General features: G+C 65.2%; 13 protein-coding genes. 4 read left to right on the forward strand and 9 right to left on the reverse strand.

Annotation, left to right across the window (positions count from 1 at the left end; translation table 11 throughout):
* Window positions 1-145 precede the first annotated feature (145 nt).
* Window positions 146-910 (reverse strand): DUF4386 family protein, encoded by a 765-nt coding sequence (locus QK287_RS02245; RefSeq protein ID WP_282359000.1) that lies wholly within the window; start codon window positions 908-910, stop codon window positions 146-148.
* 149 nt (window positions 911-1,059) lie between these two features.
* Here QK287_RS02245 and QK287_RS02250 point away from each other — a divergent pair, with 149 nt between their 5' ends.
* Entirely contained in the window at window positions 1,060-1,323 is a 264-nt protein-coding gene (locus QK287_RS02250) for a DUF4235 domain-containing protein (RefSeq protein ID WP_226775221.1), read from the forward strand.
* A gap of 16 nt (window positions 1,324-1,339) precedes the next feature.
* Here the strand turns inward: QK287_RS02250 and mnhG are convergent, their stop codons facing one another.
* Genes mnhG through QK287_RS02280 form a run of 6 tightly spaced genes read right to left on the reverse strand, consistent with a single transcriptional unit; the run spans window position 1,340 to window position 7,783 of the window.
* Entirely contained in the window at window positions 1,340-1,753 is a 414-nt protein-coding gene (gene mnhG, locus QK287_RS02255; RefSeq protein WP_263659566.1) for a monovalent cation/H(+) antiporter subunit G, read from the reverse strand.
* The gene (locus QK287_RS02260; RefSeq protein ID WP_253033514.1) at window positions 1,743-2,018 is read right to left on the reverse strand and encodes a monovalent cation/H+ antiporter complex subunit F; all 276 of its coding nucleotides are present in this window, start codon (window positions 2,016-2,018) and stop codon (window positions 1,743-1,745) included. Before QK287_RS02260 ends, mnhG begins: the two co-directional genes overlap by 11 nt.
* Window positions 2,018-2,563 carry a Na+/H+ antiporter subunit E gene (locus QK287_RS02265; RefSeq protein WP_226775219.1) on the reverse strand — a complete coding sequence of 182 codons (546 nt, stop codon included), beginning with the start codon at window positions 2,561-2,563 and terminating at the stop codon, window positions 2,018-2,020. Before QK287_RS02265 ends, QK287_RS02260 begins: the two co-directional genes overlap by 1 nt.
* A complete protein-coding gene (locus QK287_RS02270) occupies window positions 2,560-4,173 on the reverse strand; it encodes a Na+/H+ antiporter subunit D (protein ID WP_282359005.1) in 1,614 nt (537 codons plus the stop codon). Before QK287_RS02270 ends, QK287_RS02265 begins: the two co-directional genes overlap by 4 nt.
* Complete coding sequence (locus QK287_RS02275; protein ID WP_253031815.1) at window positions 4,170-4,748, reverse strand: Na(+)/H(+) antiporter subunit C; 579 nt, start codon at window positions 4,746-4,748, stop codon at window positions 4,170-4,172. Before QK287_RS02275 ends, QK287_RS02270 begins: the two co-directional genes overlap by 4 nt.
* The gene (locus QK287_RS02280; RefSeq protein ID WP_282359006.1) at window positions 4,745-7,783 is read right to left on the reverse strand and encodes a Na+/H+ antiporter subunit A; all 3,039 of its coding nucleotides are present in this window, start codon (window positions 7,781-7,783) and stop codon (window positions 4,745-4,747) included. Before QK287_RS02280 ends, QK287_RS02275 begins: the two co-directional genes overlap by 4 nt.
* A gap of 152 nt (window positions 7,784-7,935) precedes the next feature.
* Here QK287_RS02280 and QK287_RS02285 point away from each other — a divergent pair, with 152 nt between their 5' ends.
* From QK287_RS02285 to QK287_RS02295, 3 genes are read left to right on the forward strand one after another with little or no spacing between them, the layout of a single operon-like run.
* Complete coding sequence (locus QK287_RS02285) at window positions 7,936-9,339, forward strand: MFS transporter (protein ID WP_282359007.1); 1,404 nt, start codon at window positions 7,936-7,938, stop codon at window positions 9,337-9,339.
* A 39-nt stretch (window positions 9,340-9,378) separates the two neighbouring features.
* Window positions 9,379-9,861, forward strand: a complete 483-nt coding sequence (locus tag QK287_RS02290) for a cation:proton antiporter regulatory subunit (protein WP_253031812.1) — start codon at window positions 9,379-9,381, stop codon at window positions 9,859-9,861.
* A 4-nt stretch (window positions 9,862-9,865) separates the two neighbouring features.
* Entirely contained in the window at window positions 9,866-11,062 is a 1,197-nt protein-coding gene (locus QK287_RS02295) for a cation:proton antiporter (RefSeq protein WP_226775213.1), read from the forward strand.
* Between the two features lie 43 nt (window positions 11,063-11,105).
* Here the strand turns inward: QK287_RS02295 and dcd are convergent, their stop codons facing one another.
* Window positions 11,106-11,681: a dCTP deaminase gene (gene dcd / locus QK287_RS02300; protein ID WP_226775212.1), complete on the reverse strand. Its 576-nt coding sequence runs from the start codon at window positions 11,679-11,681 to the stop codon at window positions 11,106-11,108.
* A gap of 50 nt (window positions 11,682-11,731) precedes the next feature.
* A complete protein-coding gene (locus tag QK287_RS02305) occupies window positions 11,732-12,175 on the reverse strand; it encodes an SRPBCC family protein (RefSeq protein ID WP_253031811.1) in 444 nt (147 codons plus the stop codon).
* Between the last annotated feature and the right edge of the window lie 218 nt (window positions 12,176-12,393).

Genomic DNA, 12,393 nt, shown 5'->3' on the forward strand with positions numbered 1-12,393 from the left:
CTACGACCCGGACTCCGGGGACGAGCAGCCGGGCGGCGGGTTGAGGAGGGATGGTCGCCACCGTCACAGTGTCGGGGTTGCCGCAAAAGCCGACCATAAACTGGTGGACAAAGCCCGCGCGGAAATACTCGGCCGCCCCGGGACGTCAGGCTGAGCTGCCGCCGTTGTTAGCGCCTCGAGCCGTCCGGCCGGCAAGGCGGATCAGCGCAACCCCCACGCCCACGAACCAGGCCCACATCAACACTCCGTATCCGCCGTAGAACTCCGGAACAGTATGCCGTAGCGCCTCCGCAACGACGCCGAGGCCGCCGATCGCGATCCCCAGCCAGGCCAGGGTCTGCGGCAGCACGCCCTTCAGCATGACGAAGGAGATCAGCAGGATGCCAAGCGCGGAGAGGACTCCGACGACGGCCGCCGTGTTGTTCTCGGCGACGATCGCCTCGGCGGCGGTCGAGTAGCGGAGCCGGGACGCGTCGTCGTCCGCGGCCGCGTAACGGTCGCTGAGATATACCAGCACCATGGATCCCCGGCTGGTGACAGGGACGGCCATGATCAAGGCCCACGGCACGGCCCCGACCACGGCGGCCAGCAGGGCACGGCTCTTGTCGAGCGGGGCGAGCGCCACGAACAACGCCACGAATACCACCACCGGCAGGATGTTCGGCACGATCCACAGCAGTTGTTCGGCAATGTAGATCCCCTTGTTCCGCGCGATGAATGCCAGCGTCTCGGCGCCGCCGTGGACCGGAGGCGGGGCGAGGAAGTCCAGGACCAGCGCGAGAATCAGCAGCGCCACGAAAAGAATCGAGGAGATGCCGGCCCAGAGATAGAGCGTCCGCCATGTCTGGCCGTCAGCCGACGGGAGGTCCGGCCGGGTGTGGGCAAGCGAATGGGTTTGGGGCTGTTCCATACTTGAAGTTACGTCTGCCCCGCCCCACCGGACAGGGGCGTTGGTCCCAAGCTGGCCCGGGTCCGCCCGCAGGTCCCCAACTGGACCGTCGGGCGAGGAACGCTAGGCTAGGGGAAGCCCTGTTTCCCTCCCGCAAGGAGTTGCGAAGAATGAATATTTTCATCAAACTGCTCGGCGCCGGCGTCAGCCTGCTTGCCGGCTACGTCGGCACCAAGCTCGTGGACACCGTCTGGGAGAAGTCCACCGGCAATAAGCCACCCAAGGGCCACGAGGACGATGTCCCCACCACCCTGCGCTCGGCCCTGACTTTTGCGCTGATCTCCGCGTCCGTCAGCGCCATCATCCAAGTACTCGCAAATCGCGGCACCCAGCGGGCGGTTGCACGCTTCGCCAAAACCCAGGACCTGGTCTAGGGCGCATCCTCTAGCTTCACCGCCCGCCGGTGTCCCCGGCGTCGTCGTCAGTGAATCCCCGGGTGCCGGCTGCCTGCTGCACCACGGCCTCCAGGTCGTCGGTGCTGAGCAGCTCCGGGTGGAGGTGCTTGGTCCGGTACCCGGCGCGGCCGACCATATGCGCGGAAACCGGAACCGTGAGCAGCTGGAAGATCCATGCCACCACCAGCACCGGCCAGACCCACCAGGTGCGCATTTGAAGGCCCAGCGCGAACAGCAACAGGAACAGTCCCAGCACCTGGGGCTTGGTGGCTGCGTGCATCCGGGTCATCAGGTCGGGAAAGCGGAGCAATCCCACCGCCGCAGCGAGGGACATCAGGGCACCGACCACCATAAAGACAGCCGAGACGGCGTCGATCACGGTGTCGGCGGAAAATGTCTCAGGAGGCACTGCTTTTCTCCCTCCGGTCGGCAACGAAGCGGGCTACCGTGACGGAGCCGACGAACCCGATAAGGGATACCGCCACCAGCAGCATAAGGTTGTTCAGGTGCCGGTTCACTGCCATGTCGATGCACATGGCCGCCCCCACGATGGCCAGGAGCACGTCCGCGGCAAGCACCCGGTCCAGCAGCGACGGACCCCGCGCGATCCGGATGATCGCCCCGCCGGCGGCCAACGAGAGCACCACCGCGGTCACGGTCAGGACTAGCGCCATCACGGCCCCACCTCCTGGTTGAGTGCGGACACTTCGGCTTTGGTCCCCATGATCCGGATCAGCCCGGCCTCCGTGTCGCGGACGTCCTTGCGCAGTTGCGCGGCGCCTGCTGCGTTGCGGACGTTGATCCCGTGCACATAGAGCGTGGATGTGGAGCGATCCACTTCCACCACCATGGAACCGGGGATCAGCGCGGTGACGTGACCGGTCGCCGTGACCAGCAGGTCAGAGTGGCTCCGGAGCGGGACGGCCACAACGGCACTGACCACCTTGGGTCCCTTGGCCGCTGCCAGGTACAGGACCTGGCAGCTCGCTGCCACCACTTTGGCCAGGAACACGAGTACAAACGGCACTGCACGGAGCAGGTTGAAGCGCCCGCCCAGTTCCACCGGCGGCAGGTAGAACAGCCGGGCGACAACGACCGAAATCAGGGCTCCGAAGAGCAGGTTACCGGGGCTGAAGTCCCGCCAGAGGGCGCCCCAAACCACTACGAGCCATACGAGCAGCGGCAGTTCCTGCCGCAGCGAGATCCGTTTCCGGCTCATTTGGAGGCCTCCTGCGGCTGTGGCCCGGGCCTCGGCGGAACCGGCGCATCTTCGCCCAGGACCGCCTGGATGTAAGAGGTCCGGTCCAGCATGTCGAAGGCAGACTGGTCCGCGACCTTGAACAGCGGGCCGGCGAAGATGGTCAGCCCGACGCCGAAAAGCACCAGGCCTAGCGTGGAACCCACCATGGTCCGCGGCAGCAGCGTGACGTTGGTCTTGCCCGCCCGGTCCCCCGTTGCCGAATCTTCCGGGGCAGCCAGCAGCACCGGATCCGGGTGTTCCGCGTCCTCCGGTTTGCGCCAGAACGCACGGTTCCAGACCCTGGCGATGGCAAGCAGCGTCAGCAGGCTGGTCAGCACTCCGCCGGCCATCAGTGCGAAAGCCAGCGGTGTTCCCAGCTGAACCCCGGCCTGAAGCAGACCCAGCTTGCCCAGGAAGCCGGAGAACGGCGGGATCCCGGCCAGGTTCATTGCCGGGACAAAAAACAGCACCGCCAGCAGGGGCGACAACTTGGCCAACCCGGCCAGGCGGTCCACCGAGGAACTTCCGCCACGGCGCTCAATCAAGCCCGTCACCAGGAACAGGCTGGTCTGGATGGTGATGTGGTGGACGACGTAAAATACGGCGGCGCCCAGCCCTGCCACCGAGGACATCGCCAGCCCGAACACCATGTAGCCGATGTGGCTGACCAGGGTGAAGGACAACAGCCGCTTAATGTCATTCTGGGCCAGTGCGCCCAGGATTCCGACAATCATTGTCAGCAAGGCGGCCACCATCAGCGGCGCATTAAAAGTGTCGCCCGGGAAGAGCAACGTTTCGGTGCGGACAATGGCGTAGACACCCACCTTGGTGAGCAGCCCTGCGAACACCGCGGTGACTGGAGCCGGGGCCGTGGGGTAGGAGTCCGGGAGCCAAAAGGACAGCGGGAACACCGCCGCTTTGATGCCAAACGCCACCAGGAGCATTACGTGCAGCAGGTTTTGGGTGCCCTGGTCCAATTGCGCCAGCTTGATGGCGAGATCAGCCATGTTGATGGTGCCGGTAGCGCCATAGATCATCGCGATCGCCATCAGGAAGAGCACTGAGGACACCACCGAGACCACCAGGTAGGTCACGCCTGCCCGGATCCGCGGGCCCGTTCCGCCGAGGGTCATCAGCACGTAGCTGGCGGTCAGGAGGATCTCGAAGCCCACATACAGGTTGAACAGGTCGCCGGAGAGGAACGCATTGGACACCCCCGCTACCAGGATCAGGTAGGTGGGGTGGAAGATCGAGACCGGCGCATCCCGATCGCCGTCGGCCATGCCCTGACCGGTGGCGTAAATCAGCACGGCGAGGCTCACCGAGGAGGAGACCACCAGCATCAGCGAAGAAAACTGGTCCACCACCATCACGATGCCCCATGGCGGGAGCCAGCCGCCGAGGTTGACCGCCGACGTTCCGCCTTCCCAGACGGAGGCCAGCAGCAGACACTCCAGCAGCAGCGTCACGGACAGCAGCGCGATGCTCACCGTCCGTTGCGCACGCGAATGTCGGATCAGCAGGAAGGTGAGGGCCGCCCCGAGGATGGGAAGGAGGACGGCGAGCGGGGCGAAACTGGCAATGTTCACTGTCCGTCTCCTTCCGGATTGGGTAGTTGGACGTTCAAGGAACCCGGTTGCTCCTCCGCCGCCGCCCGCTCGGCGTTCAGCGTACGGTCTGCCACTTGGACCGTGGCTTCGGCGCCGGCTGGGACGTTGGAGACCCCCTGGCCGTCCGAACCGATCATGGTCAACGGAAACTCGGAGGTTTCCACCGGGATCACGGAGTCGTCCTCGACGTCGAAGCTGGGGGTCCGCGCCACGCGGCGGTCCTCGGCGTCGTCCTGGATTTCATCCTCGCGGGCCAGCACCCAGGTCCGGTAGATGATGCCGAGCATAAAGGCCGTGACGGCAAAAGAGATCACGATCGAGGTGAGGATGAGGGCCTGAGGCAGCGGATCGTTGTAGTCCCCGGCCGCGGTGTCCTTGCTGAACATCGGCGCCAGGCCGGCGTACCCGCCGGTGGTCAGAATCAGCAGGTTTGTGGCGTTTGTGAGCAACATCAGGCCCAGCAGGACCCGGGTAAGGCTGCGTTCGAGAATCAGGTAGATGCCGCAGGCGTACAAGGCTCCCATGACCGTCAGCAGTGTCAGGTTGACGCTCATGCTTTTCCCTTGGCTGTGGTTTCGGCCGGTACTCCGCCGGGCTCCTGGTCGCTGGCCGGTTCGTGTGACTGTTCCTCGAAATGTTCGTCGATTTCGGCGCCCAGGCTGCGCAGCACGTCCAGGGCCAGGCCGACGACGACCGTGTAGACGCCGATATCGAAGATCGTGGGGGTGACGAACTTGACGTCGCCGAAAACCGGCAGCCAGAACTCGATGATGGCGCTTTGGAACACCTGGCCGCCCAGCAGCAGCGGTACCAGGCCGGATGCCGCCGCGGTGGCCAGGCCAATACCGAGCAGGGTGCCGGCGCTGACGGGCGACGCCTCGCGCAGCTCGAAACGACCGCCGGCGAGGTACCGGACTGTGAGGGCCAGCCCGGCGGTGAGGCCACCGGCGAAGCCGCCGCCGGGAAAGTTGTGGCCCGCGAGCAGCAGGTAGATCGAGAAGACGATTATTGAGTGGAAGACCAGCCGCGTGACGACTTCGAAGATGATCGAGCGGCGTTCCGGGGCCAGGGTCCGGCCGGCCACAAGCCATGCATCACGGCTCGAGGCGGCGAAACGTCGGCTGATCGCCAAAGCCGCCTCGTCACGGGTATTGCCGCGTTCGCCTCCGGAATTGCGGCGGCCGACGGACCCTTCGGCCACTGTGGCGGATGCCCGGATCCCCTCGCCGCGGTTGTGGACGAAGATCAGGCTGGCAACGCCTGTGGCCGCCAGCGCCAGCACGGAGATTTCCCCGAAGGTGTCCCAGGCCCGGATGTCCACGAGGGTCACGTTGACTATGTTCAGCCCGCCGCCACCCTCGTAGGCCAGTTTGGGGAAATCGAGCGAGACGGGTGCAGCCACCCGGGCGCCGAGGGCGTAGATGGCGACAAAGACCATGGTGATGCCAAACGCCGCTCCGATAATCACCCGGACCACCCGGTATTTGCCGCCGGTCCTGTCGCGTAGTTCCGCCGGGAGGCTGCGCATGGCCAGAACAAAGGCCACGAGGATGATCGATTCCACCAGCATCTGGGTCAGCGCCAGGTCAGGAGCGCCCTGCAGCGCGAACAGCAGGGCGATTCCGTAGCCGGTAACGGACACCATCAGGACGGCCAGGAAGCGTTTGTTGGCCCGCACCGCGGCCAACGCCCCGATCACAATTCCTGCGCCCGCCACAATCTGCAGCGGGGAATTGGGGTCAATGAAGTAGAGGTTCGGGGGCACGGGCTTGTTCGCCAGCACAAGGGCCGTCAGCGGAAGGACGAATGCCACGGTCAGGATGACGGAGAGGTAGAAGAACAGCGAGCCGCGCTGGGTCCGGCCGGTAATCCACACTGCGGCGTCGTCGAGCGCGCCGATAGCCAGCTGATAGCTGCGGTCACCGTCAATCCAGCCGGGGACCAGTGCCTGGAGCCGGGAGACGGTGTTCCGGCCGTAAAACATGGCCAGGCCCAGGGCGAAGGTGATGGCGGTCAGGCCCAGGCTGGGGGTAAGTCCGTGCCACAGCGCCAGATGGCCGGCAGCGGCCGCTGCATCCTCGCCGTCGGGCACAAACAGTGCAGCGTACGGCTGGATCCAGCCGTCTACCGGCGCAGGCCACAACCCGTAGGCGACGGTCAAAAGGCTCAGGATGGCGGGGGCGGCCAGGAAAGCGGGCCTGATCGGTTTGAAAGGCGTTGTCCTGACGCCGGACTTGACGGCGAACGCGCCCCACATAAACCGTGCGCTGTAGGCGAAGGTCAGGATGGAACCCAGCACCAGGCCGGCCAGGAGCACCAGACCCCACGGACCGGCCGACGCGTCGGCGCTGAAGTGGACGAAGGCTTCAAAGACTGATTCTTTCGCGACAAAACCCGCCAGCGGCGGGATTCCGGCCATTGAGGCGGCCCCGACGGCGGCCATAATGGCCAGCGCCCGGGAGGAACGGTAAACGCCCGAGAGCTTGCGCATATCGCGGGTTCCGGCCTGGTGGTCAATGATGCCCACCACCAGGAAGAGCGTGGCCTTGAACAATCCGTGGGCGAGGAGAAGTGCGAGCCCGGCAAGGGCCGCCTCGGGGGTGCCGAGTCCCACGACCATGGTCAGGAAGCCGAGTTGGCTGACCGTACCGTAAGCGAGGATGAGCTTTATGTCCGTTTGCCGCAGCGCCCGGTAGCCGCCGACCAGCATGGTGGCCAGACCGAGGCCAAGCACTACCGGCAGCCAGAACGGGGTTTCCGTGAACCCGGGCGCCAGCCGCGCCACGAGGTAGATGCCGGCCTTCACCATGGCCGCGGCATGCAAATAGGCGCTCACCGGGGTGGGAGCAGCCATCGCGCCGGGAAGCCAGAAGTGGAACGGAACCAGCGCCGATTTGGTGATCGCACCCACCAGGATGAGGAGGACGGCGGCAGCAACGGCGCCCGCGGCGGGACCGGTGACGAGCTCAGGCGCCAAGCCCAGAATGGTAGAGATCCGGTAGGTCCCGGCGTTGTAACCGAGGATGATCAGCCCCACGAGCATGGCCAAGCCGCCGGCGGTGGTGACAATCAAGGCCTGCAGGGCGGAGCGCCGAGCGGACAGCCGGGCCCGGGCGTAGCCGATCAGCAGGTAGGACAGGACCGTGGTCAGTTCCCAGAAGATGAACATCAAGAGCAGGTCATCTGCCGTCACGAGTCCGAACATCACCCCGGCGAAGGCCACCAACTGGGCGCCAAATCCACCGAGGTACTCGTCTTTGTCCTTGAAGTACCGGGCACAGTAGACGAGGACCAGCGCGCCGACCCCGAGGACCAGCAGGGACATCACCCAGGCCAGGGCATCCATCCGGAAGGCGAGCTCCAGCTTTAGCTCGGGGGTCCATGGCAGGACCTCGGCGGTTCCGTTTCCTGCAGCTCCGCCCTGGGCCGCACCTGCGTTGGCATAAACGGCGCCGTGCTGCAGGACCAGCCAGAGGAACGAACCGGCAGGCACTGCCGCGAGGGCGTAGAAGGAGTTCCGGCCGAATTTTCGGAAGAGCCATGGCGCCACAGCAGCCGCCGCAAAGTGTGCGGCAAGGACTGTGATCACTGGTATCTCCGCAACGTCAGGATTTCATTTATCAACAAGTTGGAGCAGGCGGCGTATTCGTTCGGTTCAGTCCGGACAGTTTACCAAGCGTTGACAAATTCTTTTCCCACGGTAGGCCGGGTCCTGGGCGGACTGCGGATATTATTCACGCTATGAACTCCGCTGCCGTCCCTGAGGCCGTGCGCCCAGAATCGGAACTTGAATCCGGGCACCAGGCGTCCCACAAGGGGCGCATCCTCGCGTGGGCGGCCTGGGACTGGGGCTCGGCCGCCTTCAATGCTGTGATGACCACCTTTGTCTTCACCGTGTACCTGACATCCAAGGCCTTCGGCGGCGAGGACCATGCCTCCGCGGTCCTGGGCGGCGCGTTGGCGATCGCCGGTGCCGCAATCGCGTTGCTGGCACCAGTCACCGGGCAGCGCTCGGACAACGGTGGGCGGCGCCGGCTGTGGCTTGGGGTCAACACGGCCGCTGTCGCGGTCCTGACCGCCCTGTGCTTTTTTGTTTTCCCGCGCCCTGAGTTCCTGCTGCTAGGGGTGGCACTTATTGCGCTGGCCAACGTGTTCTTTGAGTTTGCCGGCGTGAACTACAACGCCATGCTCGCCCAGATCTCCACCCCAAAGAACATCGGCAAAGTCAGCGGCTTCGGCTGGGGCATGGGATACCTCGGCGGCATCGTGGCACTGCTGATTGTGCTCCAGCTTTTTGTCCAGCCCAGCTTCGAGTGGTTCGGCGGCTCGACGGCGGACGGCCTGAACATCCGGCTGGTCGCGGTGTTCTCCGCCTTGTGGTTCTTCATTTTCGCGTTGCCTGTACTGTTCGCCGTTCCGGAACTGCCCAAAACAAGGCAGGGCGCCGCGCTGGGATTCCTGGCCTCCTACGGCCTGTTGCTGCGGCGGATCAAGGCGATCTACCGAACCAGCCCGCACACCATCTATTTCCTTCTTGCCAGTGCCGTGTTCAGGGACGGGCTGGCAGCGGTGTTTACCTTCGGCGGCATCATCGCCGCGGGTACGTTCGGGTTCGAACTCACGGAGGTCATCTTTTTCGCGATTTTCGGAAACGTTGTTGCCGCGGCGGGTGCCATCGTGGGCGGCTTCCTCGATGACCGGATCGGTCCTAAATCGGTCATCACCGGTTCGCTGGCAGGGCTTCTGGTCGCCGGCTCGATGATCCTGGTCCTCGGCAACGGAAACTATTCCCTCTTCGGCATACAGTGGGCCGGCACCACCACGTTCTGGATCTTCGGACTGTTCCTGTGCCTCTTTGTGGGACCGGCACAATCCTCCTCCCGGGCCTACCTGGCCCGGCTTGCCCCGCACGGGGAATCCGGTGAGCTGTTTGGCCTCTACGCCACGACGGGCCGGGCCGTCAGCTTTCTCGCGCCCGCACTGTTTACGCTGTGCATCGCCGTCGCGGCCCCGCTGGTGGAACCCGGCGGGGCGCAGCGCTGGGGCATTCTTGGCATCATGGCAGTGCTCCTGGCAGGGCTGTTGCTCCTTCTTCCGGTCAAGGCACCGGACCGGACCGAGATCGCCGTCGTCCCGGCAGCCTGAACCTCCCCGGAATCCCCTGCGGCGCACTAGGCTGGAGGGATGAATGTGGATGAAACAGACCTTCCGGGACTGGGCCGGCGCAAGGACTTTATGACCGCCTCCGGGCGGCGGATCGGCGTCGTGGAACACCGCGAAGGCCAGACTGAACTCATCGTCTCGACCTGGGACGATCCGGACACCTGCCAGGCGTCCGTTCCGCTGACAGTCGACGAAGCCGCCGCCCTCGGAAACCTGCTGGGCGGCCAGCGGCTGGCAATGCAGCTCTCCGAGGCGCACCGCGAGGTTCCGGGAATCGTCACCCGGCAGTTCTCCATCGCAGCCGACTCCCCTTTCCACAACCAGCCGATGGGCAAAGCCTGCATCCGGACCCGAAGCGGCGCCTCGATCGTCGCGATCATGCGCGAAGGCGAAGTTCTTCCCTCCCCCGGGCCCGACGTCGTCCTGCACCCCGGAGACCTCCTCGTAGCAGTCGGAACGCAAGAAGGCCTGGACACAGCGGCCAGCATCCTGCGCAACGGCTGACAGCATGGACCCGCTCGCACTGACCCTGATCGAACTCGGGGCCGTCGTCTTTTGCCTCGGCCTGCTGGCGAGGCTGGCCGGGCGGATCGGGATGTCCCCTATTCCGCTGTACTTGGTCGGGGGCCTGTTCTTCGGTGCAGGCGGGCTGGTCAAACTCGAGGGTATGCACGAATTCGCGCACCTCTCCAGCGAGATCGGCGTTATCCTGCTCCTGCTTATGCTCGGATTGGAATATACGGCGGCGGAGCTGGTCACCGGGCTGCGGCGTTCCTGGCAGGCCGGTGTCCTGGACCTCGTGCTGAACTTCCTGCCGGGCGCCGTGCTGGCGGCGCTGTTGGGCTGGGGCGTCGTAGGGGCGATGGTGATGGGCGGCGTCACCTACATTTCGTCCTCCGGGATCGCTGCCAAGGTGATCACCGACCTGGGTCGAATCGGTAACCGCGAGACTCCGGTGGTGCTCTCGATCCTGGTCTTCGAAGACCTGGCCATGGCGGTGTACCTGCCGGTGCTGACGGCAACCCTGGCCGGCGTGAGTTTCGTGGCCGGACTGCAGACGGTCGGGATCTCGCTCGCCGTCGTGACCATCGTCCTGATTGTGGCGTTGCGACACGGGCACCACGTGTCCAAAGCCGTGCACAGCGAAAACTCCGAGGTGTTCCTGCTGAACCTGCTCGGCGCCGCCCTGCTGGTGGCCGGACTGGCAGCGGCCATGCAGGTCTCGGCCGCGGTGGGTGCCTTTATGCTCGGGATCGCCATTTCCGGGGCCACCGCGCACAGCGCCACCCGGATCCTTGAGCCGCTGCGGGATCTCTTCGCAGCCATATTCTTTGTGGTCTTCGGGCTCAACACGGACCCAACGAGCATCCCGCCCGTCCTTGGCTGGGCGTTGCTCCTGGCCATCGTCACCGCGGCCACCAAGATGCTCACCGGGATCTGGGCGGCGAAGCGTGCTGGGATCGGCGTGCCGGGGCGCTTCCGCGCCGGAGCCGCGCTAATCGCGCGCGGCGAATTCTCAATCGTTATTGCCGGCCTCGCCGTCGCCTCCGGCGTCGTACCCCAGGAACTCGCTGCCTTGGCCACCGCCTACGTGCTGATCATGGCAGTCACTGGCCCGCTGATAGCAAAGTTTGTGGAACCGGTTGTGGCGATGCTGCGCCGCCCGGCCAAGCCGTCCAGGGTTCGGACTGCGGACGGCATCTAGGCTGGACGCCGCTGCCGCACGGGCGTCCGCGCAGCGGGCCGGGTCAAATGACGGTGCGGTGGAAATTCAAATGGCTCCGGCTCGCCGTCGGGCCGCGCTGGCCCTGATAGCGGTTACCGTACTCGCCGGAGCCGTAGGGGTGCTCGGCGGCAGAGGTCAGCCGGAAGAAGCACAGCTGCCCAATCTTCATACCCGGCCAGAGCTTGATGGGCAGCGTCGCCATATTCGACAGCTCAAGGGTCACGTGTCCGGAAAAGCCCGGGTCGATGAATCCTGCCGTGGAGTGGGTGAGCAGGCCGAGCCGGCCCAGCGAGGACTTGCCTTCCAGCCGGGCGGCGATGTCGTCCGGGAGCGTCACTGTCTCGTAGGTGGAGCCCAGCACGAATTCCCCGGGATGCAGAATAAAGGGTTCGCCGGAATCGACCTCCACCAGTCGGGTCAGCTCGGGTTGTTCCTCCGCCGGATCGATGTGGGCGTACTTGTGGTTGTCGAAGAGTCGGAAGAACTTATCGATCCGCACGTCAACCGAGGACGGCTGAACCATGGCAGGGTCGAACGGCTCAAGAACAATCCGGTGGGAAGCTATTTCGGCACGAATGTCGCGGTCAGAGATCAGCACAGTGTCAAAATTACAGTACTCACCGGGAACAGTGGTGTGCCGTCCCGGTATTACAGTTCCGGTTCCTGCTCCAGCACTGCCTTGAGCTGGTCCAGTTGGCCGACTTCAGCCCTCATCCGACGCCGGAACCGGGAACTCAACCGGGCCAGGAGCCCCCGCGCTTCGCCCTCCAAGGCAAACCGGACGCGGGTACTGGTGCCTTCGGTGCTCAGGTAGTAGCCGCCGCGGGTCCGCTCCGGCCCGGCAAGGACAGTGAACCGGATCTCTGCCCCCGGCCGCGCCTCGGTGATCTCGACGTCGCAGCATTCCGTCCGTCCGGCGGGTGCAGCGAGGCTCTGGCGGTAAACGGCACCCTTGGCCCCGGCCACGCCCGATACGAGTTCAACGCCGCGGACTCCGTCACGCCAGCTCGGCAGATTGCGGGCATCGAGCAGGAAGTCGTACACGGACATTGCGTCCCGGTGGATCACGACGTCGTACTCTGCAATTGCCACTGAAATCCTCGCTGCGCTGACGGCTGATGGGCGTAGCCCGCTTCCCCGGAACTGCAGCTAACCCCTTCAGGATAATCAGCAAGGCCCCGCCCGCACGGTTCCGGGAACGAGCCTTTATCGAACAGTTATGGGAATCCCCAGGCTGTTTAGTGCTCAGTGGAGCCTCAGGCCTTCCCTGCCATCTGACGCGAACGCCGTTCTGCCGCCGGTGTAGCGAC

Source organism: Arthrobacter sp. AL05, assembly GCF_029960715.1.
GTDB lineage: Bacteria > Actinomycetota > Actinomycetes > Actinomycetales > Micrococcaceae > Arthrobacter.

Excerpts from the sequence above, each read along its gene's own strand:
- QK287_RS02245 (WP_282359000.1), bottom strand. The coding sequence starts at position 910 with ATGGAACAGCCCCAAACCCATTCGCTTGCCCACACCCGGCCGGACCTC.
- QK287_RS02260 (WP_253033514.1), bottom strand. The coding sequence starts at position 2,018 with ATGGCGCTAGTCCTGACCGTGACCGCGGTGGTGCTCTCGTTGGCCGCC.
- QK287_RS02250 (WP_226775221.1), top strand. The coding sequence starts at position 1,060 with ATGAATATTTTCATCAAACTGCTCGGCGCCGGCGTCAGCCTGCTTGCC.
- QK287_RS02285 (WP_282359007.1), top strand. The coding sequence starts at position 7,936 with ATGAACTCCGCTGCCGTCCCTGAGGCCGTGCGCCCAGAATCGGAACTT.
- QK287_RS02295 (WP_226775213.1), top strand. The coding sequence starts at position 9,866 with ATGGACCCGCTCGCACTGACCCTGATCGAACTCGGGGCCGTCGTCTTT.
- QK287_RS02275 (WP_253031815.1), bottom strand. The coding sequence starts at position 4,748 with ATGAGCGTCAACCTGACACTGCTGACGGTCATGGGAGCCTTGTACGCC.
- QK287_RS02290 (WP_253031812.1), top strand. The coding sequence starts at position 9,379 with ATGAATGTGGATGAAACAGACCTTCCGGGACTGGGCCGGCGCAAGGAC.
- QK287_RS02265 (WP_226775219.1), bottom strand. The coding sequence starts at position 2,563 with ATGAGCCGGAAACGGATCTCGCTGCGGCAGGAACTGCCGCTGCTCGTA.